The sequence below is a fragment of the Pseudomonas sp. YL2 genome, assembly GCF_023063025.1.
Classification (GTDB): Bacteria; Pseudomonadota; Gammaproteobacteria; order Pseudomonadales; family Pseudomonadaceae; genus Aquipseudomonas; species Aquipseudomonas putida_A.
In genome coordinates, this window is record NZ_JAJSLU010000022.1 from 16,252 (window position 1) to 38,497 (window position 22,246).

The following is a 22,246-nucleotide window of genomic DNA, read 5'->3' on the forward strand; positions in this document are numbered from 1 at the left end:
ACCTGTTTTCGGAGAGTTTTTTCATGGTCAACAGTTGGCGTGTGCAACAAGCCGCACGAGAGATTCGCGCCGGGGCGGTGATTGCCTATCCAACCGAAGCCGTCTGGGGGCTGGGTTGCGACCCGTGGAACGAAGAGGCAGTGGATCGGCTGCTGGCGATCAAGAACCGTTCGGTGGACAAGGGCCTGATCCTGGTCGCCGACAACATCCGCCAGTTCGACTTCCTGTTCGAAGACTTCCCGCAAGAGTGGCTCGACCGCATGGCCAGCACGTGGCCGGGGCCGAATACCTGGCTGGTGCCGCATCAGAACCTGTTGCCGGAATGGGTGACGGGCGTGCATGACACGGTGGCGCTGCGGGTCAGCGATCACCCGCAGGTGCGGGATCTGTGCTCGATGGTCGGGCCGCTGATTTCCACCTCGGCCAACCCGCAGGGTCGGCCGGCGGCGCGCACGCGGTTGCGCGTCGAGCAGTATTTCCGTGGGCAGATCGACCTGATCCTTGGCGGACAACTGGGCGGGCGCAAGAACCCCAGCGTGATCCGCGATCTGGCAACCGGCAAGGTCATTCGTCCCGACTGATCCTGCGCGAAAACCTTTACCGTGAGTCTTCCTCGCCTTGATGGTGAGGAGGACTACGCGCGCCTGCGATTTATCCTGCAATGACGCCGGTTTCCCTGTCGGAAAAGTCGCCAAGTCCCCGGATTCATTGGCTTTTCCCACTTGATTATCAGACTTTCTGGCGTGGCGGAATCGGCAAAAGCAACCATCCTTTCCCTGCACTCGAAACACTTCGATAAGTTAAGGTCTGCGGAGAAAGAATGGACACTACCAATTTGCAACTCACGGATTACCTGCAGGCGCTTCAGGTGACGTTGAAGAGTCACCATGAGGGTTGTCGCATCGTGATGCTTGAAGCGGGGGCGGATACTCAGGAGTTCGACCGGTTTGTCGATCGGCAATTTCGGCTTCGGTTGCAGCATTACATGCTGACTTCACGGGCGCGGATGCTCGAAACCAGACTGGCGATAAAGTCGCGCAGTACCCATTTCCTGCTGTATCGGCACGATCAACTGTTGGCGGTATTGAGAGCGACTCCGGCACCGTTCGAGTGGGTATCGCTGGCGCAGCAACACGTTTCTCCCACGGTGGCGCTGTCGCGCCATGTCGAATTCAGCCGATTGATGTCGTACACGCCCAATCAGTTGCCCATCGCGGTCAACGGTCTGCTGGCGGCCGCTACCGAGTGGGCCATTAAACGCGGTTATAACGGGGTAACCGCGTTGTGCAGATCGCAACAACTGCGCTTCTACCAGCGCTTCGGCCTGATGCCGATCGCTTCCAATGCCCTGCATATCGACCAGCGCGCACGCGGCGATTACTGGGTGTTGTCAGCCGAGTGGCGGCAAATTCTCGCGGCGGTCCAACCGCCTGATCCGGCGGTTGGCCACGTGGTGCAGAAACCGTTGGAGTGTCATCTGCCGAGGTGTTGAACGCGTTCGAACTGACTTGCCAGCCGTGGGTTTGCAACCCTGACTGGCAAGACGCCGAAGGTTTGTCAGGGCAGCAGGATGGTCGAGCCGGTGGTGCGCCGTGCCGACAATTCGGTCTGCGCCTTCGCCGCATCAGCCAGTGGATAGCGCTGGCTGATGTCGACCTTGAGCTTGCCGCTGATGATCATCTCGAACAGCTCGTCGGCCATGCGCTGCAGGTTCTCGGCGTTGTTGGCGTAGGTCGCCAGGGTCGGGCGGGTCACGTACAGCGAGCCCTTGGCCGAAAGAATCCCCAGATTCACCCCGTCCACCGCACCGGAGGCGTTGCCGAAACTCACCACCAGCCCACGCGGCGACACACTGTCGAGCGAGGTCAGCCAGGTGTCTTTGCCGACGCCGTCGTACACCACCGGAACTTTCTTGCCATCGGTCAGCTCCAGCACCCGCTGTGCCACGTTTTCGTGGCTGTAATCGATGGTTGCCCAGGCACCGTTGGCCTTGGCCAGTTCGGCTTTTTCCTTGGAGCTGACCGTACCGATCAGCTTCACGCCCAGTGCCTTGGCCCATTGGCAGGCCAGCGAACCGACACCCCCGGCAGCGGCGTGGAACAGAATGGTTTCGCCGCCCTTGAGCTCATAGGTCTGGCGCAGCAGGTACTGCACGGTGAGGCCCTTGAGCATGACCCCGGCTGCGGTCTCGAAGCTGATTTCGTCCGGCAGCTTCACCAGATTGGCTTCGGGCAGGGTGTGCAACTGGCTGTAGGCGCCCAACGGGCCGCTGCCATATGCCACGCGATCACCGACCTTGAACCGGGTGACGTCGCTGCCCACGGCATCGACGATGCCGGCGCCTTCAGCGCCGAGGCCGGACGGCAAGGCTGGCGGGGCATACAGACCGCTGCGGTAATAGGTATCGATGAAGTTCAGGCCGATCGCCTTGTTCGCCACCCGCACCTGATTCGGGCCGGGCGCGGCGGGTTCGTAGTCAACAAACTCAAGCACTTCGGGACCGCCGTGGGCGCGGAACTGGATACGCTTTGCCATCTGCCTGCTCTCCTTGGGTCGTTTGTAAGCCCCCTATCCAACTCCCCTGCTTGATCTTCGTCAACTGCGGCGCGCAGGTTTGCGGTGTTATGCTACGCGCCCATTTGCGCCGCCCCCTGCCTGCGGGGCGCCCGCGTAGTTATGCCCGATTCAAGGTGAAGCCATGACGACCCGCACCGACGCCGTAAAGGCCTATCTGCTCGATTTGCAAGACCGCATCTGTGCCGCGCTGGAAACCGAGGACGGCGGCACGCGCTTCGTCGAAGACGCCTGGACCCGGCCTGCCGGTGGTGGCGGCCGTACCCGCGTGATCGAAAACGGTACGGTGATCGAAAAGGGCGGCGTCAACTTTTCCCACGTGTTCGGCAGCGGGCTGCCGCCGTCGGCCAGCGCCCATCGCCCGGAACTGGCCGGTCGCGGTTTCGAAGCCCTCGGCGTGTCGCTGGTGATCCATCCGCACAACCCGCATGTGCCGACGTCCCACGCCAACGTGCGCTTTTTCATCGCCGAGAAGGAAGGTGAAGAGCCGGTCTGGTGGTTCGGCGGCGGCTTCGACCTGACCCCGTATTACGGCAACGAAGAAGACTGCATCCACTGGCACCGCGTCGCCGAGCAGGCCTGCGCGCCGTTCGGTGCGGACGTCTATCCGCGTTACAAGGCCTGGTGCGACACCTATTTCCACATCAAGCATCGCCATGAACCGCGTGGAATCGGTGGTCTGTTTTTCGATGACCTGAACGAGTGGGACTTCGACACCAGTTTCGCCTTCATGCGCGCCATCGGTGATGCCTACATCGACGCTTACCTGCCGATCGTGCAGCGCCGCAAGAATGATGTGTTCACTGCGAAACAGCGTGAATTCCAGGAATTCCGCCGTGGCCGCTACGTCGAGTTCAACCTGGTCTACGACCGAGGCACCCTGTTCGGCCTGCAATCGGGCGGGCGTACCGAGTCGATCCTCATGTCGCTGCCGCCGCAAGTGCGCTGGGCCTATGACTTCAAGGCCGAACCCGGCAGCGAAGAAGCGCGCCTGACCGACTACTTCCTGCAAGACCGCGACTGGCTGGCCGAGGCCTGAGGACTGCTGATGGATCGTTACGTCGTTTTCGGTAACCCGATCGGCCACAGCAAGTCGCCGATGATTCACAAACTGTTCGCCGAGCAGACCGGTCAGCGCCTCGACTACAGCACCCTGCTGGCGCCGCTTGACGACTTCAGTGCCTGCGCCATGGCGTTCTTCCAGGACGGTCGCGGCGCCAACGTCACGGTGCCGTTCAAGGAAGAGGCCTATCGCCTGGCGAACAGCCTGACCGCTCGCGCGCAGCGCGCTGGTGCGGTGAACACCTTGAGCAAACTGGTCGACGGTTCGCTGCTCGGCGACAACACCGACGGCGCCGGTCTGGTGCGTGACCTGACGGTGAATGCCGGGTTCAGCCTGACCGGCAAACGCATTCTGCTGCTCGGCGCTGGCGGCGCGGTGCGTGGCGCGCTGGAGCCATTGCTGGCGGAAAAACCGGCATCGGTGATCATCGCCAATCGGACGGTAGACAAGGCCGAGCTGCTGGCCGAGCTGTTCTGTGATCTGGGGCCGGTGTCGGCCAGTGGTTTCGACTGGTTGCAGGAGCCGGTGGACGTGATCATCAACGCCACTTCCGCCAGCCTCACCGGTGACGTGCCGCCGATTGCCGCGAGCCTGATCGAGCCGGGCCAGACCCTGTGCTACGACATGATGTACGGCAAGGAGCCGACTGCGTTCTGCCGCTGGGCCAGCGAGCATGGCGCGGCAGTGTCGATGGATGGTCTGGGGATGCTGGCTGAACAGGCGGCCGAGGCGTTTTTCCTGTGGCGCGGGGTGCGTCCGGATACGGCGCCGGTACTGGCCGAACTACGCCGCCAGTTGGCCCTTTAAAAGCTTCGCGAGCAAGCCCGCTCCCACATTTGATCGCATTCCAATGTGGGAGCGGGCTTGCTCGCGAATGGCCGCACCGCCGATCCTGGATCAATCCTCAAACCGGATCGGGCATTTCTCCGGCCCTTCGAGCTTCCGCAACTCCTCCACCACCTGCGGCCGCGCCCGGCGCAGGGTCAGGCTGCGATCCTGACGCAGCAGGCGCCGCGCCTCCTGATGCAGCATCTCCACCCCCGAATAATCGATGAAGTTGATCTGCTGCGCCTCGATCACCACCCGCGTACCGTGCAGCCGTTGCAGGCGCACTTGCAGATAATGGCTGGCGCCGAAGAAGATCGAGCCGCCGACTCGCAGTACGTCCTCCTCGCCGTCGCACCAATGCTGCACCCGCGGTTGCGAGGTGCGCTTGAGGTAGAAGAACAGCGACGCCAGCACCCCGGCATAAATCGCCGTCTGCAATTCCAGCAGCAGCGTGGCGAGGCAGGTCAGCGCCATGACCACGAACTCGGCACGGCTGACCCGCAGCAACGAACGAATCCCGCGATGATCCACCAGGCCCCAGGCGATCAGTAGAATGCTCCCGGCCATCGCCGGAATCGGAATGTGTGAAATCAGCCCGGCGCCAAAAATCGCGAACAGCGCGACCCAGATCGCCGAAAACACCCCGGCCAGCGGCGAACAGGCACCCGCCTCGTAACTCAGCCCTGAGCGGGTGAACGAGCCAGCCGACAACGAGCCGGAAAAGAACGCCCCGACGATATTCGACAAGCCCTGTGCGCGGACTTCCTGATTGGCGTCGAGCAACTGCTGCGAACGTGCAGCAATCGAACGGGCAATCGACAGACTCGTCACCAGCCCGAGCATGCCCACCGCCACCGCGCTCGGCAGCAAACGCAGAATCAGATCCAGATCCAGCGGCAGCGCACTGAACGGCGGCAAACGCCCGACAAAGGCGCTGACCAGATGCACGTGGCCGAACATCTCCGGCCATAACCACACCACTGCGCTGCCCAGCACCAGTGTTATCAACAGAGTCGGCCAGCGCGGCAGCAGTTGTCTGAGGACAAAACCGACCAGCACCGTGGCCACACCCAACACCAGTGATGGTTTATCCACAGCCCGCAGGTGTTGCAGAAGGTCCATCAGACTGGCCAGCGCCGTGGCTTTCGCCGGCAGATCCAGCCCCAGCAGATTCGGCAACTGGCCGATGGCAATCACCACCGCCGCGCCGAGGGTGAAGCCGAGCACCACCGAGTGCGAGACGAAATTCACCAAAGCGCCGAAGCGCAGCAACCCCAGCAGCCACTGAAAAATCCCCGCAAGGAAGGTCAGCAGCAGGATCAGCGTGATGTAGTCCTGTGACGCCGGCACAGCCAAGGGGCTGACGCTGGCATACAGCACAATCGAAATCGCCGCCGTTGGGCCGCAGATCAGGTGCCACGACGAACCCCACAGACAGGCAATCAGCACCGGGATGATCGCCGCATAGAGGCCGTATTCCGGCGGCAGGCCGGCGATCAGTGCGTAGGCGATCGACTGCGGCAACGCGAGAATCGCACCGCTCAGGCCAACGACCAGATCCCGGCCGACGCTGGCGCGGGTTTGCCGGGGCAGCCAGGTCAGGAAGGGAAAGAGTGAATGGCGACTTGGCAGGGCCATGGGTCCTCGCGGGCGGGTTTTATTCAAGGTTATCAGGGTGCCAGGGTAAAGGCCCTCACCCTAACCCTCTCCCGGAGGGAGAGGGGACTGATCGAGGTGAAAGAGGGAAGTACGCCGACCTGAGATATTCAGTCGAACTCAGGTTCTGAACAACATAAAGATCGGCTCCCTTCCCCCTCGCCCCTTCTGGGGGAGAGGGCTGGGGTGAGGGGGCAAAATCTCAAGCCGAGCAAAATTCAAAGCCACCCCACGGTCAAAGCTTTGCCTTTACAGCCGCCAAAGCATCCTTGCCATCCACGGTCTTCACCCCCCCCAGCCACTTGTCCAGCACCGCCGGATTGGCCTTGATCCACGCCTTCACCGCATCGGCATTGCTGACTTTCTTGTTCACCACCTCAGCCATGATGCTGTTCTCCATGTCTTGGGTGAACGCCAGGTTGGTCAGCAACTTGCCCACATTCGGGCAGGCCTCGGCGTAGCCTTTGCGGGTCAGGGTGTAGACGCTGCCGGTGTCGCCGAAATACTTCTCGCCGCCCTTGAGGTAATGCATCTTCAGCTGCACGTTCATCGGGTGTGGGGTCCAGCCGAGAAAGGTGACGAATTTCTGTTTCTTCACTGCCCGCGACACTTCGGCGAGCATCGCCTGTTCGCTGGATTCGATCAGCTTCCACTGGCCGAGGTCGAAGTCGTTCTTCTTGATGATTTCCTGCAGCGAGATGTTCGCGGGCGCACCGGAACCGATGCCGTAGATCTTCTTGTCGAACTTGTCGGCGTATTTGTTCAGGTCGGCAAAGTCATGCACACCTGCGTCCCACACATAATCCGGGACGGCCAGGGTGAACTCGGTGCCGTCGAGGTTCTTCGCCAGTTGCGTGACGTCACCGGTGGCGACGAACTTGTCATAGAAGCCCTGCTGCGCCGGCATCCAGTTGCCGAGGAACACATCCACCTGACCGTCCTTCAAACCGCCGAAGGTGATCGGCACCGCGAGGGTGTCGACCTTGGCCTTGTAGCCCATGCCGTCCAGCAGAAACCCGGTGATGGCGTTGGTCGCGGCGATGTCGCTCCAGCCCGGGTCGGCCATTTTCACCGTTTCGCAGCTTTGCTCGGCAAATGCCGAGGCGCTGCCCAGAGCCAGCAGGCCAATCGTCAGTGCTGTGGATAACTTGCGCATGGACTTCCCCTTACATTATTGGTTTTGGCAGGGTTGTGGATAACGGGCCTTGCGTTCCAGATCGTCGAGGTCGATGTGGTTGCGCATGTACTGCTGACTGGCGTCCACCAGCGGCTGGTGATCCCAGCTCTTCAGCTTGCCGATGGTCAGAGCATCGGCGACAAAACGGCGACGGCGCTGGCTGGCGAGGACTTGCCGGTGAATCGCCGGAATGTCCCACTTGGCCCGCGCTTCGGCGAGAAATTCGTCGAACAGCTGGCGATGTTGCGGCGACTGGCTGAGTTCTTCGAGTTCACGCGGATCGTTGTGTACATCGAAGAGTAGGCACGGGTCGCTTTCACTGTAGATAAATTTGTAGGCGCCGCGACGGATCATCATCAGCGGGCTGACGGTGCCTTCGGCCATGTATTCGCCGAATACTTCGTCATGCCCGCCCTGCCCTTGCAGGTGCGTCAGCAGCGAGCGGCCGTCCAGCGGTAAGTTCGGCTCCAGGCTGCCGCCGGCCAGTTCAACGAACGTCGGCAACAGGTCGGCGGTGGACACTGCCGCGCTAACCCGGCCGGCAGCGAACTGCCCCGGCGCACTGATCAGCAGCGGCACCCGTGCAGCCATCTCGAACCAGTGCATTTTGTACCAGAGGCCTTTCTCGCCGAGCATGTCGCCGTGGTCGCCGGAGAACACGATGATGGTGTCATCGATCAGCCCGGTATCTTCGAGGGTTTGCAGAAGTTTGCCGACGTTGGCGTCGATATAGCTGCACGCGCCGAAGTACGCACGGCGCGCATCGCGAATCTTATCCACAGGCAGCGGCTTGTCCCACAGGTCATAGACCTTGAGCAGGCGCTGCGAGTGTGGATCGAGGGAATGTTGATCCGGGGTGCTCGGCAACGGGATGTCACCGTCGTCGTACAAATCCCAGAACGCCTTGGGAATCGTGTACGGGTCGTGTGGGTGAGTCATCGAAACGGTCAGGCAGAACGGCTGATCGCCGTCCTCGCGAATGTGATCGAACAGGTATTGCTGGGCCTTGAACACCACCTCTTCATCGAAGTCGAGCTGGTTGGTGCGCACGCACGGCCCGGCCTGCAGCACCGACGACATGTTGTGATACCAGCTCGGGCGCACGTCCGGCTCGTCCCAGTTCACCGCCCAGCCGTAGTCGGCCGGGTAGATGTCGCTGGTCAGGCGCTCTTCATAACCGTGCAACTGATCCGGGCCGCAGAAATGCATCTTGCCCGACAGCGCGGTGCGGTAACCGAGGCGACGCAGGTAGTGGGCGTAGGTCGGAATATCGGCAGGGAAATCGGCGGCGTTGTCGTAGGCGCCGATCTTGCTCGGTAACTGGCCGCTGACCAGAGTGAAACGCGACGGCGCGCACAGCGGACTGTTGCAGTAAGCGGCATCGAACACCACGCCCTGAGCGGCGAGGCGCGAAAGATTCGGCAGTTTGATTGGCGACGGGCCGTAGATTGGCAACATTGGCGCGGCCATTTGATCGGCCATGATGAAAAGAATGTTCTTGCGCTTCATGTGATCGCGGCATTCCATAGTGAATATTTATGCGACATTGCTGCGATCGAGCATGGAGTCCATGCCCCGTCCGGTAAAGCCTGCGCCGGACAATGACTAGGATAAGCACAGCTTATGTATGACGCCCTCGGCAACTTATCTCTCGACCTGTTACGCGCCTTCGAAGCGGCTGCACGCCATCGCAGTTTTACCGCCGCCGCGGTGGAGCTGGGCACTACGCAGCCGGCGATCAGCCAGCAGATCAAGCGTCTGGAAGAACAGCTGGGCGCGCGGTTGTTTGACCGGATCTATCGCGGTATTGAACTGACCGAGGGCGGAGCGATCCTGTTCGAGCAGGTTCAGCTCGGTTTGCAGAATATCGACGCAGGATTGAGTGCTATCAGTACGCAGCAACAACACGAGGTATTGCAGGTCGCCACCGATTTCGCCTTCGCCGCCTACTGGCTGATGCCACGCCTGCACCGCTTCCACGAAGCCAACCCGAACGTCGATGTCAGCCTGGTCACCAGCGAGCGCAACCACAACATGCTGCGCACCGACATCGATGTCGCGATCCTGTTTGGCGACGGGCGTTTCAAGCAGGGCGAAAGCCATTGGCTGTTCAGCGAGGAAGTGTTTCCGGTGTGCAGTCCGCAATTGCTCAAGGAGCGTGCCCTGCCCTTGCCTGCCCAGGCGTTGCTGGAGTTTCCGCTGCTGCATCTGCGCGGGGAAAACAGCAGTAACTGGTTTGACTGGAGTGGGCTGTTTCGCGAACTGGGCATCAGTACCCCGCCAGCACCGGGCCAATTGCGTTTCGACAATTACACCTTGTTGATTCAAGCGGCGATTGGCGGTCAGGGTGTGGCCATCGGCTGGCGCCACCTTGTGGATAACTTGCTGAGCCAAGGCTTGCTGTGTCGGCCGATCGCCGAGACCACGTTGTCGCGCCTCGGTTATTACGTGGTGCTGCCGCAACGCAAACGCCGGGGCGCGTTGATTCAGCAGTTTGTCGACTGGTTAATGGCCGAGCAGGCCAGCAGCGCCGAATCTCTCGCCGGGGTAGCGTTACCGTCGATTGCGGTTTGAAGGCTCAGCCAGTTGCGGCGACAAAGTTCACATGCTGCCCCACATGCAGATTCAACCGCAGCTCATCGGCAATCCCCACCGCGACCCGGTTCAGCCGTTCCAGCGGCTCCGCCAGCCCCGGCTCCAGATTGCCGCCCACCTGACTGAAATGCTCAATGGTCAGCCCCGCCACCCCGTGCGGCGCATTTACCAGTGTCCACTGCAGCGGGCTGCTTTGCAGGGCTTCGCGGATTTCTTCGGCGGCGTGGCGTTGCAGCCCGTCGTCCAGATCTGGCTCGTCGAGCACGGCAAAATTTCCCACCAGGAACAACCGTGACACGTTGGCCGCTTGCAAGCCGTCGACCAACGCATCGACTGCTAAAACCTGTTCCACCGGCCCAAGCACTACGGATCTTTCTACATGGTCGCTGCTGAAAGGCAGGCCCGGTGCGTCCAACAAGCAGATCACTGCCGAGCTGCCCGCTACGCTTTGCTTGACCCGCTCGGCATCGAACAGATCGCCGCTTTTGGTGCGCAGGCCAGGACGTGGTGCGAGTACGTTCAAATCGTCGAGAATCGCGATGACTTCGTGCTGCCGCCGCAGCAATTCAGCCATCAACGCACCGCCCAGGCTGGCCATGGCACCATAGAGCACCACTTTCACCGTCGGGGTTTCGGCATTTTTCATGGCTGATTCCTTTTTGTTGTCCCTCGTATGGCCTGTGACACGCAGCCTGCGCCGAGGGTTCGAACCGATTCAGAGGCTTTCAGATGCACGCAATCAATGGCTATCACGCCCACGTCTATTTCGACGCCGACACCATCGATCAGGCGCGCGCCTTGTGTGAACAGGCGGCGCAGTTGTTTCCCCTGAAGATGGGGCGCGTCCATGAGCGCCCGGTCGGCCCGCATCCGGACTGGAGCTGCCAGTTGGCTTTCGGCCCGGAGCTGATCGGTGAGGTGTTGCCGTGGCTGGCGCTCAATCGCAAGGGGCTGGTGGTGTTTTTGCACCCCGACACTGGCGATGATTTGCTCGATCACACCGAGCACGCGATTTGGATGGGCGCGATGCGGCCGCTGGATCTGTCTATTTTTTGATCAAAGCGTTTCTTGGGGCTCGCCCGGCAGATGCTCGTCCAGATGCAGCCAGGGCAATTGGCTGTCGGTCCAGATATGCCGCTCGGCCGGCGCCAGCCCCGGGTGATCTAGCGTGGCGATGGTCACATCGATGCTCTCGGGACTGAGCAATGTCACCAGCGCCAGCTGCGCGCCACAACGCGGACAGAAATACCGCGCGCAACTGCTCGACGAGTCATAGCGCGTTGGCGTCCCCGCCAGCCAATGAAAGCTGGCTGCCGGAACCGTGATCCACGTGGTGACAATCCCGCCGCTGACCTTGCGGCAGATCGAGCAGTGGCAGTGGGCAATGTCGTGCAACGGCCCGCTGAACTGATAGCGAATCTTTCCGCAGTGGCAGCCACCACTATGCACTTCTTCCATGTCCCTGCCCTCCCGTCCCCGAAATGATTGACTCTAGCCGCATCCGACAGCCGGTTGGCCATTCGCCTGAAGCTTTCGTCAGCGAAAGGTAGCTGAAAGGTTGCCCGATTAGGATCGCCGCCACTACCGGCAACAGACCGGTTGGCCAACGCGTGTGATCGCTCGCATGTCAGGCCCAATTAACAACAACAATGGTGATTCTGATGTCCTCTGTAGCCCGCCTTCTCGCTGAAACTCCGCCCGTACGTCTCGTGCTTCCCGTTCTGCGCTGATCCCTTCCGATCCGCTCACTCAATTAGCCGCGCTACGCCTGGAGTAATCCCATGCTGACTTTCCTTGGCTTCGCCATGGTCATCACGTTCATGTTCCTGATCATGACCAAGCGCCTGTCTGCGCTGATCGCCCTGATCATCATCCCGATCCTGTTCGCCCTGTTCGGTGGTTTCGCGCCGAAGATCGGCCCGATGATGCTCGAAGGCATTACCAAGCTTGCGCCGACCGGCGTGATGCTGATGTTCGCCATTCTGTACTTCGCCCTGATGATCGACTCCGGCCTGTTCGACCCGGCCGTGCGCAAGATCCTCAAACTGGTCAAGGGCGACCCGCTGAAAGTTTCGGTCGGTACCGCCGTGCTGGCGCTCGTCGTTTCCCTCGATGGCGACGGCGCGACCACTTACATGATCTGCGTGGCCGCCATGCTGCCGCTGTACAGCCGCATCGGCATGAGCCCGCGGATCATGGCCGGTCTGATCATCCTCGCCGGTGGCGTGATGAACATGACCCCGTGGGGTGGCCCAACCGCCCGTGCCGCCAGTGCGCTGCATGTCGACCCGTCGGACATCTTCGTACCAATGATCCCGGCGATGGCCGCCGGTGTGGTGGCGATCCTGATCATTGCCTACTTCTACGGCAAACGTGAGCGTGCGCGTCTGGGCGAGCTGCACCTGATCGGCGACGAGATCGATCACAGCGAAATCAGCGTCTCGCAGTTCCCCGATGCCCGCCGTCCGAAGCTGATCTGGTTCAACGGCCTGCTGACCCTGGCGCTGATGTGCACGCTGATCGCCGGCCTGCTGCCGCTGCCGGTGCTGTTCATGGTGGCGTTCAGTATCGCGATGATCGTCAACTATCCGTGCCTGCAAATGCAGAAGGACCGCGTTGCGGCCCACGCCGGCAGCGTGCTGTCGGTGGTCAGTCTGATTTTCGCTGCGGGTATCTTCACCGGTATCCTGTCCGGAACCGGTATGGTCGACGCCATGTCGAAAAGTCTGCTGGCAGTGATTCCGGACTTCCTCGGCCCGTACCTGGCCGTGATCACGGCGCTGGTGAGCATGCCGTTCACCTTCTTCATGTCGAACGACGCGTTCTACTACGGCGTGTTGCCGGTGCTCTCCGAAGCGGCCAGCCATTACGGCATCACCGCGGTGGAAATGGCCCGTGCCTCGATCGTCGGTCAGCCCGTCCACTTGCTCAGCCCGCTGGTTCCATCGACTTACCTGCTGGTGGCGCTGGCCGGTATCGAATTCGGCGATCACCAGCGCTTCACCCTGAAGTGGGCAGTGCTGGTCTGCCTGTGCATACTGGTGGCCGCGTTGCTGCTGGGGACGTTCCCGCTGTTCAGCACGTTGTAACGGCATTCACTCACCATGACGCCAGCTGCTTGCTGGCGTCATGGTTTAACACTCGCTCAAAGGAATACACATGGATTGGCTGACCAACCCCGAAATCTGGGTTGCCTTCTTTACCCTGACCGCCCTGGAAATCGTTCTGGGCATCGATAACATCATCATGATTTCGATCCTGGTCAGCCGCATGCCCAAGCACATGCAGCAGCGTACGCGGATTTTCGGCCTGGGCCTGGCGATGATCACGCGGATCCTGTTGCTGCTGTCGATCACCTGGGTCATGCGCCTCACCGCCGACCTGTTCGTGGTGTTCGGCCAGGGCATTTCCGGGCGCGACCTGATTCTGTTCTTCGGTGGCCTGTTCCTGCTGTGGAAGAGCTCGCAGGAGATGTACCACGCACTCGAAGGCGAAGACGAAAGCGGCGACGAGCCTTCGGGCAAGGGCGGCAACTTCCTCTACACCATCATCCAGATCGCGATCATCGACATCGTGTTCTCGCTGGACTCGGTGATCACCGCCGTGGGCATGGTCTCCCATGTGCCGGTGATGGTCGCGGCAATCGTCGTCGCCGTGCTGGTGATGATGGCGGCCTCGGGCAAGATCAGCGAGTTCATCGACAAGCACCCGTCGCTGAAGATGCTGGCGCTGTCGTTCCTGCTGGTGGTCGGTACCGTACTGATCGCCGAGTCGTTCGACGTGCATGTGCCGAAAGGCTACGTCTACTTCGCCATGGCGTTCTCGCTGGCGGTGGAAGCGATCAACATCAAGCTGCGTGGCGCGATGGCCCGGAAGAAACAGCAGCAGGATCCGGTGAAGCTGCGCAAGGACGTGCCGGGGCAGTAACCCGGTAGTCCTGAATCACGCAACACCCCTGTGGGAGCGAGCCTGCTCGCGAAGACGGAGTGTCAGTCGACAACAATGTTGGCTGATCCACCGCTTTCGCGAGCAGGCTCGCTCCCACAGTTGTTTAGGGGTACTGAAGAATATGGGGCAGCCGTAATACCAGTCGGACTGCGGTGATTTCAGATGAGGTGGATGAACCTGTTTTCATGACACTTTTGTTTCAATCCGCACTTTAGCTGTGCAATGCTGGCGCCCAGTCCGTTAGCCAACTACAGCTTAAGTATCAAAAACGTAGAAACCGCGCGGTACCGTCAACTTGCCCCTTTGGGGCGCTGCTACTACAGGGGGTCTGCATGCTCACCCTGCTCAATTTGCTGTCTGCCGTGGCCCTGCTGATCTGGGGCACGCACATCGTCCGAACCGGCATCCTGCGGGTGTACGGCACCAATCTGCGCCATGTGATCGGCCAGAACATGTCCAAACGCTGGCTCGCGTTCGTCGCCGGCATCGTCGTGACTGCGATGGTGCAGAGCAGCAACGCCACGGCCATGCTCGTCACCTCCTTCGTCGGTCAGGGCTTGATGGCGCTGACCCCGGCGCTGGCGACCATGCTTGGCGCCGACGTCGGTACCGCGCTGATGGCGCGGGTGCTGACGTTCGACCTGTCGTGGCTGTCGCCGCTGCTGATTTTCCTCGGGGTGATTTTCTTTCTGTCGCGCAAACAGACGCGGCTCGGGCAGATGGGCCGGGTCAGCATCGGTCTGGGGCTGATCATTCTCGCGCTGCAACTGATCGTGGAGGCCGCCGCACCGATTACCCACGCCCAAGGGGTGAAGGTGATCTTTGCTTCGCTGACCGGCGACATCCTCCTCGACGCCCTGGTTGGTGCGTTGTTCGCGATGATTTCCTATTCCAGCCTCGCCGCCGTGCTCCTGACCGCGACGCTGGCCGGTGCCAGCGTGATCAGCCTGCCGGTGGCGATCGGTCTGGTGATCGGCGCCAACATCGGCAGCGGCGTGCTGGCGTTCATGAGCACCAGCATGCAGAACGCGGCCGGGCGGCAAGTGGCGCTGGGCAGCCTGCTGTACAAACTGATCGGCCTGCTGCTGATCATCCCGGTGCTTGACCCGCTGGTGCACTGGATGGACGGCCTGGATTTCAGCCCGCAGGAAATGGTCATCGGCTTCCACTTGCTCTACAACACCGCGCGCTGCCTGATCCTGCTGCCCAGTGTTTCGCCGATGGCACGGCTGTGTGCCTGGCTGCTGCCGGAGCGCCCGGAGGTCAACGGCACCGCCAAGCCGCGGCATCTCGATGCGACGGCGCTGGTCACCCCGAGCCTGGCGTTGGCCAACGCCGCCCGCGAGACCCTGCGCATGGGCGACCTGATCGACAACATGCTCGACGCGATGCTCGATGTGCTGCGCGGCAAGCAGACCGCCATTACCCAGGAAATGCGCCGACTGACCGATGACGTCGAAGCGCTGTACAGCGCGATCAAGCTGTATCTGGCGCAAATGCCCCGCGAGGATCTCGGCGAACAGGACAGTCGGCGCTGGGCTGAGACCATCGAGCTGGCGATCAACCTGAAACTGGCCAGCGACCTGATCGAACGCATGCTGCGCAAAGTGCAGCAGCAGAAGACTTCGCAGCGTCGGTCGTTTTCCGAAGAAGGCCTGGAGGACCTGGCCGGGCTGCATCAGCAACTGATCGCCAACCTGCGCCTGGGCCTGTCAGTGTTCCTCAGCGGCGACAAGGAAAGCGCCCGTCAGCTGTTGCGCGAGAAACGTCGCTTTCGCGCACAGGAACGGCGTCTGGCCCATGCCCATGTCAGCCGTTTGCAACGTAAGATCGTGCAGAGTCTGGAAACCAGTTCGCTGCATCTGGAGCTGATTGCGGATATGAAGCGCTTGAATTCGCTGTTTTGCAGCAGTGCTTACGTGGTGCTGGAAACGGCGGATACCGGGGCGCTGGAAGCGGATGATATTGCCGACATTACGCATTCGCCTTGAACGTCTGGGGCTGGGGTCAGTCAGTAACATTGATTCAGCCTTCAGGGCGCTATCGCGAGCAGGCTCACTCCTACAGGGGGAACGCGTTTCAAATGTAGGAGTGAGCCTGCTCGCGATGAGGGCCTGACTGACAACACGGATCTCCAAATCAGCCGTATGGAAGCCTGTTATGCGTTGCCTGTTGTTCGCCTGTCTGTTGCTCGGTTCCCTGCCCGCCTTCGCCGTTGATCGCTTTCAGGTCGAAGGCTATGCGCTGCCCAACGGTTTGCAGCTGTTGCTCAAGCCCGGCACCGAGCGCGGGCATGTGGCGATTCGTCTGGTGGTGGGCGTCGGTCTCGACGATTTCGACTGCGATGAAAAAGAGCTGCCGCATCTGCTTGAGCACCTGCTGTTCAGCGGCGTCGATGCCACCGGCGAAGGCGGCCTCGAGGAGCGCATGCAGGCGCTGGGCGGTGAGTGGAACGCGTTCACCAGCAACGCCGACACCACGTTCGTCATCGAAGCCCCGGCAAAGAATCAGCGCAAGGTCCTCGACCTGTTGCTCGACCTTTTGACCCAGACCCGCATCGACGACAACGCGATCAACGCTGCCAAGCGCGTAGTCGAGCGCGAGGACGGCGGCCACTACACCCGCCTGCAACGCTTTCTCGACCGTCAGGATCTGGGCCACACCGCGAGCAATCAACTGGCGGTTGAGCTTGGCTTGAAATGCCCGCAACGGGCCGAGGTCGGTCACCTGACCCAGAAGCAACTGGAGAAGGTGCGCAAGACCTGGTACGCGCCGAACAACATGACCCTGATCGTCGTCGGTGAGCTCGACAAACTGCTGCCGGCCTATCTGGAACGCACCTGGGGCGCGCTCGAAGCGGTGGACCCGGCGGAGCACCGTGAGCTGCCGGACATCCGCACCAGCGCCGCCCATGAACGCACCCTCACCCGTGGCTTCATCGGCGACAGCGCCAAGTTGCACTGGCTGGTGCCGGAGCCGATGCTCGACGATCAGTACGACGAGACCTTCGACATCCTCAAGGACTACCTCGACTGGGCGCTGTACCGGCAGATTCGCCTGAATCACGGCCTGTCCTACGGGCCATGGGCCGAGCGCGAAGTGTTTGGCGGGGTCGGCTTCATGAGCCTCAACGCTGACGTGGATCGCGATGACCTCGCCGAAGCCCAACAGGTGCTGGAAGACCTCAAGGCCGACCTGCTGAAAAACGGCCTCGACCCGGACACCTTCGCCCGGATCAAACAAGCCGCCATCGCCCATCAGGCCTGGGCGGTACAGGGCAACAGTGCGATGGCGGATTACTACTGGAGCGCGCTGGGCGATTACGAGGACGGGCGCTTTGCCAACCCGGCCCGGGAGCTGCAAGGCGTGACCCTGGAAACGGCAAACAAGGCCATGCGCGAGTTGCTGTTGCAACCGGGGTATCTGCGGATCGAGAAGCCGTTGCTCAGTGATGATCAGGTGTTGTGGCTGGTGGCGGGTGGATTGGGCGTCGTGCTGCTCATCCTGGTGGGTTGGCGCTTGCACCGCCGTAAGCCAGCCGAACACTGAACCTGTGGGAGCGGGCTTGCTCGCGAAGGGGCCGTCTCAGTCGACATCATTGCTGAATGACACACTGCCTTCGCGAGCAAGCCCGCTTCCACAGGGATCCGTGCTGACTTTACTGACCGGGAGCCTCGCCACGTCGCCCGGCGGACGGTACTCTGTCGAGGTTTTTTCCTACTCAGTCGTGAACCGCCAACATGCAGAAAATCCCCCTCCTGATCCAGCGCATTCTCGAGCTGATGAAGCGCTATCCCGGGGTGATTGCGCTTGGCGGTTTCATCTCCGGGGTCGGCAGTTTCATTCTGGTCGATCGCCAGCAGGGACTGGCGAGCTGGATCACCATCATCATGCTGCTGAGCTGGATCTGGCTGATGCTGGAAAACACCCTGACCGGCCTGTTCACGCGCATCTTCAAGCGGGAGATCCCCCAGCCGCTGCTGCGTTACGCGACGCAGATGATCCATCAGGAAAGCCTGTTTTTCGTCCTGCCGTTCTTCTTCATCACCACCACCTGGAACAGCGGTCAACTGATCTTCACCGGCCTGCTGTGCATCGCCGCGCTGATCTCGATTGTCGATCCGCTCTATTACAAATGGCTGGCGCCACGGCGCTGGGCTTTTCTCGCGTTGCACACCCTGACCCTGTTCGCCGCCCTGCTCACCGCGCTGCCGGTGATCATGCACCTAACCACCGCGCAGAGTTTCAAATGGGCGCTGGGCACGGCGGTGGTGTTGTCGTTCCCGAGTCTGGCGTCGATCTTCCCGATCCGCACCGTGCGCAACGCGTTGGCCATTCTGTGCATCACCTTCGGCATTGGCGCGGTCGGCTGGACGCTGCGCTCGTGGGTGCCGCCGGCGACGCTGTGGATGACCGACGTGGCGATCAGCACCCAGTTGCAGGATCGCACCCCGGGCGACAGCCTCGAACAGGTCAGCGCCGAGCAGATCCGCAACGGCGGTCTCTACGCCTACACCGCAATCAACGCGCCGCGCGGGCTGGATGAGCGGATCTACCACGTGTGGCAGTTCGACGGCAAAGAGGTCGACCGCATCGCTCTCGATATCCACGGCGGGCGTAAGGAGGGTTACCGGGCGTGGACGCACAAGCAGAACTTCCCCGGCAACCCGGCGGGCAAGTGGCAGGTGCGGGTGCTGACTGAAGATGGTCAGGTGATCGGCGTGTTGCGTTTCGAAGTGACAGACAGCACAGCGATCAAAGAAAAGTAATCCGGTTCGTGCTATTACGTTAGTTCGCTTAATAGCCGGACAAGCACGGAGCTTATGATCAGCAGCTCAATGAGCGGTAATGCCCAGCTGGACACGTCAATCAGCCCTGCCCGCCTGCGGGTTTCCGGGGACTGGACGCTTGCCCATTACGCCGACCTCAAGCACCTGACCGAAAAACTCCGCGGCCAGTACGACGCCAATACCGTGGTCGACCTCAACAGCCTCGGTGCGCTCGACACCGCTGGCGCTTCGTTGCTGGTGGAGCTGCTCGGTTCCGAGCGTCTGGGCAAATCCGCCGAACACCCCGACTGCACGATTTCCCAGGCTGACCGCGCGCTGCTGCAGACTGTGTATCGCTCGCTGACTGATTTCTGTGTGCCGGTCAAAGAGCCGGAAGTCAGTGTCAGCGTGCAACTGCTGACCCGCATCGGGCGCGCCGTGGAAACGGTCTGGCAGGACACCCTGCAAGTGCTGGGTTTCATCGGCCTGATCCTCGAAACCATCGCCCGCAACCTGTTGCGCCCCAAGCGCTGGCGCATCACCCCCGTCGTCGCCCACATCGAACAGACCGGTCTCGACGCCGCGCCAATCGTGGCGCTGCTGACCTTTCTGGTCGGCGCGGTGGTGGCGTTTCTCGGCGCCACGGTGCTGGCCAGTTTCGGCGCGACAATCTTTACCGTGGACCTGGTGGGCTTCTCGTTCCTGCGTGAGTTCGGCGTGTTGCTCACGGCGATCCTGATGGCCGGCCGCACTGCCAGTGCTTTCACCGCGCAGATCGGTTCGATGAAGGCCAACGAGGAGATCGACGCGATCCGCACCCTCGGCCTCGACCCGATGGAGCTGCTGGTGGTGCCGCGCGTGCTGGCGATGCTAGTGGCGCTGCCGATGCTGACGTTTCTGGCGATGCTCTGCGGGATCATCGGCGGTGGCGTGGTGTGCGCGGTGTCGCTGGGGATTTCGCCGGCGATGTTTCTCTCGCTGCTGCAGAGCGACATCGGCATTCAGCACTTTCTGGTCGGCCTGGTGAAAGCGCCGATCTTTGCCTTCCTGATCGCCACGATCGGTTGCCTGGAAGGCTTCAAGGTCAGCGGCAGCGCCGAATCGGTCGGTGCGCACACCACGTCAGCCGTGGTGCAGTCGATTTTCGTGGTGATCGTGCTCGATGCGGTGGCTGCGCTGTTTTTCATGGAGATGGGCTGGTGAGTCGTCTACCCCGCGCGCCCTCGGAGGCGGTGATCGAAGTCCGTGGCCTGTGCAATCGCTTTGGCAGCCAGAGCGTGCACGAGAATCTCGATCTGGATTTGTACAAGGGCGAAATCCTCGCCGTGGTCGGCGGCTCCGGCAGCGGTAAATCGGTACTGTTGCGCAGCATTGTCGGTCTGCGCCGGCCCAGCGAAGGCAACGTGAAGGTGTTCGGGCAAAACCTGCCGAGCCTGTCCGAGCATGAGCGTTCGCTGGTCGAGCGGCGTTTCGGCGTGCTGTTCCAGAAAGGTGCGCTGTTCTCCTCGCTGACGGTGACCGAGAACGTCGCCCTGCCGCTGATCGAACACGCCGGCCTGAGCCGCCACGACGCCGAGCATCTGGCGGCGGTGAAGCTGGCGCTGGCCGGGCTGCCGCTGTCGGCGGCGGACAAATACCCGGCCTCGCTGTCCGGCGGGATGATCAAGCGCGCTGCGCTGGCGCGGGCTCTGGCGCTGGACCCGGACATCCTGTTTCTCGACGAACCCACCGCCGGCCTCGATCCGATTGGCGCGGCGCAGTTCGATCAACTGATCCTGACCCTGCGCGATGCGCTGGGCCTGAGTGTGTTTCTGGTGACCCACGACCTCGACACGCTCTACACCATCACCGACCGGGTGGCGGTGCTGGCGCAGAAGAAGGTGCTGGTGGCCGGCCCTATCGATGTGGTGTCGGAAACCGATGACGCGTGGATTCACGAATACTTCCACGGCCCGCGTGGCCGCTCGGCGCTGGACGCCGCCAAATTGCTCAACGAGGTCTGACATGGAAACCCGAGCCCATCATGTGTTGATCGGCCTGTTCTCGGTGATAGTGGTTGCAGGCGCCCTGCTCTTCGGCCTGTGGCTGGCCAAGTCCAGCGTCGACAGCGAGTTCAAGGATTATGAAGTGGTCTTCAACGAGGCGGTCAGCGGCCTGTCCAAGGGCAGCCCGGTGCAGTACAGCGGGATCAAGGTTGGTGACGTGGTCAGCCTGCGTCTCGACCCGAAAGACCCACGCCGGGTGCTGGCGCGGATTCGTCTGGGCGGTGACACCCCGGTCAAGGAAGACACCCAGGCCAAACTGGCGCTGGCCGGGATCACCGGCACTTCGATCATCCAGCTCAGCGGCGGCACTCCAGAAAGTCCGAAGCTGCGTGGGCATGACGGCGAGCTGCCGACCATCGTCGCGGCGCCCTCGCCGATTTCCCGCCTGCTCAACGACAGCAACGACCTGATGACCGGCATCACCGCGCTGCTGAGCAACGCTAACCAGATGTTCTCCCCGGAGAACGTCGAGCGCGTCAGCAACACGCTGGCGCATCTGGAGCAGACCACCGGTTCGATCAACGATCAGCGCGGCGACCTGCGCCAGGCCATGCAGCAACTGGCGAGCGTCGGCAAGCAGGCCGGCAGCATGCTCGAACAAACCTCGGCGTTGATGCGCAACGCCAACGGCCTGCTCAACGATCAGGGCAAGCAGGCGCTGGGCAGTGCCGAGCAGGCGATGAAGTCGCTGGAGCAAAGCAGCGCCACCATCAACGGCCTGCTGAGCAAGAATCAGAACTCCCTCGACAACGGTATGCAGGGCCTCAATGGCCTGGCGCCGGCGATCCGCGAACTGCGCGAAACCCTGACTTCGCTGCGCGGCATTTCCCAACGCCTTGAGGCCAACCCCAGCGGCTACTTGCTGGGCAGTGACAAGAACAAGGAATTCACCCCATGAAGCTGATTCACTTCGCTCTCCTCGCCAGCCTCGCTTTGACCAGTGCCTGCTCGATCCTGCCCAAGGCCGAACCTTCGGACGTCTATCGCCTGCCCGCCACACAAGTGCCCGCCTCGGCCAGCTCAGCGGCGACGCAGCACTGGTCGCTGCGCCTGAACAAACTGCAGGCCAGCGAAGCGCTGAACCGGCCGAACATTGCGGTGATTCCACAGGGCGACGTGATCAGCAGCTACAAGGCGTCGCGCTGGAGCGATCCGGCGCCGGTGCTGGTGCGTAATCGGCTGCTGGATGGTTTTGCCCGCGATGGTCGGGTGACGCTGCTCAGCACCGATGACAGCAACTTCGCTGCGGATCTGGAACTGGGCGGCAGCTTGCAGGCGTTTCAGACCGAGTATCAGGGCAATCAGGCCAGCGTCGTAGTGCGGGTCGATGCGCTGCTGGTGCGCGGCTATGACCAGAAGATTCTCGCCAGCCGCCGCTTCGAAGAGCGCCAGCCATTGAATGATGTACAGGTGCCGGCGGTGGTCGCGGGGTTTGGACAGGCCAGTGATCGGCTGACGGCCAAGGTTGTCGCCTGGGCTGTTCAGCAAGGCCAGCAATTCACCCAACAACCCAGACCTTAAACCCCACGCAAAACCAATGTAGGAGTGAGCCTGCTCGCGATAGCGGTTTACCAATCACATCAGTGGTGAC

General features: G+C 61.8%; 21 protein-coding genes. 15 read left to right on the top strand and 6 right to left on the bottom strand.

Annotated elements, in window-relative coordinates; all coding sequences use genetic code 11:
* Positions 1 to 23 precede the first annotated feature (23 nt).
* Together LVD08_RS24575 and LVD08_RS24580 are read left to right on the top strand one after the other, a co-directional pair.
* Positions 24 to 581, top strand: coding sequence for an L-threonylcarbamoyladenylate synthase (locus LVD08_RS24575; RefSeq protein WP_003220243.1), 558 nt, complete (start codon positions 24 to 26; stop codon positions 579 to 581).
* A gap of 239 nt (positions 582 to 820) precedes the next feature.
* Positions 821 to 1,492, top strand: a complete 672-nt coding sequence (locus LVD08_RS24580; RefSeq protein WP_247269468.1) for a hypothetical protein — start codon at positions 821 to 823, stop codon at positions 1,490 to 1,492.
* Between the two features lie 65 nt (positions 1,493 to 1,557).
* On the opposite strand, the gene LVD08_RS24585 is transcribed toward LVD08_RS24580, so the two are convergent.
* Complete coding sequence (locus LVD08_RS24585) at positions 1,558 to 2,535, bottom strand: NADPH:quinone reductase (RefSeq protein WP_095139775.1); 978 nt, start codon at positions 2,533 to 2,535, stop codon at positions 1,558 to 1,560.
* Positions 2,536 to 2,698: 163 nt separating this feature from the next.
* Between LVD08_RS24585 and hemF the strand changes: the two genes are divergently transcribed.
* Positions 2,699 to 3,613, top strand: a complete 915-nt coding sequence (gene hemF / locus LVD08_RS24590; RefSeq protein WP_103367986.1) for an oxygen-dependent coproporphyrinogen oxidase — start codon at positions 2,699 to 2,701, stop codon at positions 3,611 to 3,613.
* A 9-nt stretch (positions 3,614 to 3,622) separates the two neighbouring features.
* Positions 3,623 to 4,444 carry a shikimate dehydrogenase gene (gene aroE / locus LVD08_RS24595; RefSeq protein WP_098966439.1) on the top strand — a complete coding sequence of 274 codons (822 nt, stop codon included), beginning with the start codon at positions 3,623 to 3,625 and terminating at the stop codon, positions 4,442 to 4,444.
* A 90-nt stretch (positions 4,445 to 4,534) separates the two neighbouring features.
* On the opposite strand, the gene LVD08_RS24600 is transcribed toward aroE, so the two are convergent.
* The 3 genes from LVD08_RS24600 to betC all read right to left on the bottom strand — a co-directional run bounded on the left by LVD08_RS24600 (position 4,535) and on the right by betC (position 8,807).
* A complete protein-coding gene (locus LVD08_RS24600) occupies positions 4,535 to 6,103 on the bottom strand; it encodes a SulP family inorganic anion transporter (RefSeq protein WP_247269469.1) in 1,569 nt (522 codons plus the stop codon).
* Positions 6,104 to 6,356: 253 nt separating this feature from the next.
* Positions 6,357 to 7,277, bottom strand: coding sequence for a choline ABC transporter substrate-binding protein (choX, locus tag LVD08_RS24605; protein ID WP_247269470.1), 921 nt, complete (start codon positions 7,275 to 7,277; stop codon positions 6,357 to 6,359).
* 15 nt (positions 7,278 to 7,292) lie between these two features.
* On the bottom strand, positions 7,293 to 8,807 hold the full coding sequence (gene betC, locus LVD08_RS24610; RefSeq protein ID WP_247269471.1) for a choline-sulfatase: 1,515 nt from the start codon (positions 8,805 to 8,807) through the stop codon (positions 7,293 to 7,295).
* A gap of 114 nt (positions 8,808 to 8,921) precedes the next feature.
* On the opposite strand from betC, the gene LVD08_RS24615 reads away from it, so the two are divergent.
* Positions 8,922 to 9,872: a choline sulfate utilization transcriptional regulator gene (locus LVD08_RS24615; RefSeq protein ID WP_247269472.1), complete on the top strand. Its 951-nt coding sequence runs from the start codon at positions 8,922 to 8,924 to the stop codon at positions 9,870 to 9,872.
* Positions 9,873 to 9,876: 4 nt separating this feature from the next.
* On the opposite strand, the gene LVD08_RS24620 is transcribed toward LVD08_RS24615, so the two are convergent.
* Positions 9,877 to 10,539, bottom strand: a complete 663-nt coding sequence (locus LVD08_RS24620; RefSeq protein ID WP_247269473.1) for an NAD(P)-dependent oxidoreductase — start codon at positions 10,537 to 10,539, stop codon at positions 9,877 to 9,879.
* Between the two features lie 83 nt (positions 10,540 to 10,622).
* Between LVD08_RS24620 and LVD08_RS24625 the strand changes: the two genes are divergently transcribed.
* The gene (locus LVD08_RS24625) at positions 10,623 to 10,949 is read left to right on the top strand and encodes a DOPA 4,5-dioxygenase family protein (RefSeq protein ID WP_247269474.1); all 327 of its coding nucleotides are present in this window, start codon (positions 10,623 to 10,625) and stop codon (positions 10,947 to 10,949) included.
* Here LVD08_RS24625 and LVD08_RS24630 read toward each other — a convergent pair whose 3' ends face one another.
* Positions 10,950 to 11,351: a GFA family protein gene (locus tag LVD08_RS24630; RefSeq protein ID WP_247269475.1), complete on the bottom strand. Its 402-nt coding sequence runs from the start codon at positions 11,349 to 11,351 to the stop codon at positions 10,950 to 10,952. It lies immediately after the preceding gene.
* A gap of 323 nt (positions 11,352 to 11,674) precedes the next feature.
* On the opposite strand from LVD08_RS24630, the gene LVD08_RS24635 reads away from it, so the two are divergent.
* From LVD08_RS24635 to LVD08_RS24680, 9 genes are all read left to right on the top strand, one after another.
* Positions 11,675 to 12,982 carry a CitMHS family transporter gene (locus LVD08_RS24635; protein ID WP_007954069.1) on the top strand — a complete coding sequence of 436 codons (1,308 nt, stop codon included), beginning with the start codon at positions 11,675 to 11,677 and terminating at the stop codon, positions 12,980 to 12,982.
* 70 nt (positions 12,983 to 13,052) lie between these two features.
* Positions 13,053 to 13,820, top strand: a complete 768-nt coding sequence (locus tag LVD08_RS24640) for a TerC family protein (protein ID WP_027610258.1) — start codon at positions 13,053 to 13,055, stop codon at positions 13,818 to 13,820.
* 353 nt (positions 13,821 to 14,173) lie between these two features.
* On the top strand, positions 14,174 to 15,832 hold the full coding sequence (locus LVD08_RS24650; protein ID WP_096797619.1) for a Na/Pi cotransporter family protein: 1,659 nt from the start codon (positions 14,174 to 14,176) through the stop codon (positions 15,830 to 15,832).
* Positions 15,833 to 16,001: 169 nt separating this feature from the next.
* Positions 16,002 to 17,390 (top strand): M16 family metallopeptidase, encoded by a 1,389-nt coding sequence (locus tag LVD08_RS24655; RefSeq protein WP_247269476.1) that lies wholly within the window; start codon positions 16,002 to 16,004, stop codon positions 17,388 to 17,390.
* A gap of 191 nt (positions 17,391 to 17,581) precedes the next feature.
* Positions 17,582 to 18,610: a DUF5924 family protein gene (locus LVD08_RS24660; protein ID WP_096797617.1), complete on the top strand. Its 1,029-nt coding sequence runs from the start codon at positions 17,582 to 17,584 to the stop codon at positions 18,608 to 18,610.
* Positions 18,611 to 18,664: 54 nt separating this feature from the next.
* Entirely contained in the window at positions 18,665 to 19,813 is a 1,149-nt protein-coding gene (locus LVD08_RS24665) for an ABC transporter permease (protein WP_247269477.1), read from the top strand.
* Positions 19,810 to 20,613 (top strand): ABC transporter ATP-binding protein, encoded by an 804-nt coding sequence (locus LVD08_RS24670; protein ID WP_095139754.1) that lies wholly within the window; start codon positions 19,810 to 19,812, stop codon positions 20,611 to 20,613. The genes LVD08_RS24665 and LVD08_RS24670 overlap by 4 nt, the downstream gene beginning before the upstream one ends.
* Before the next feature lies 1 nt (position 20,614).
* Complete coding sequence (locus LVD08_RS24675) at positions 20,615 to 21,553, top strand: MlaD family protein (RefSeq protein WP_103367991.1); 939 nt, start codon at positions 20,615 to 20,617, stop codon at positions 21,551 to 21,553.
* Complete coding sequence (locus LVD08_RS24680; RefSeq protein WP_096797614.1) at positions 21,550 to 22,176, top strand: ABC-type transport auxiliary lipoprotein family protein; 627 nt, start codon at positions 21,550 to 21,552, stop codon at positions 22,174 to 22,176. Before LVD08_RS24675 ends, LVD08_RS24680 begins: the two co-directional genes overlap by 4 nt.
* Positions 22,177 to 22,246: the final 70 nt, after the last annotated feature.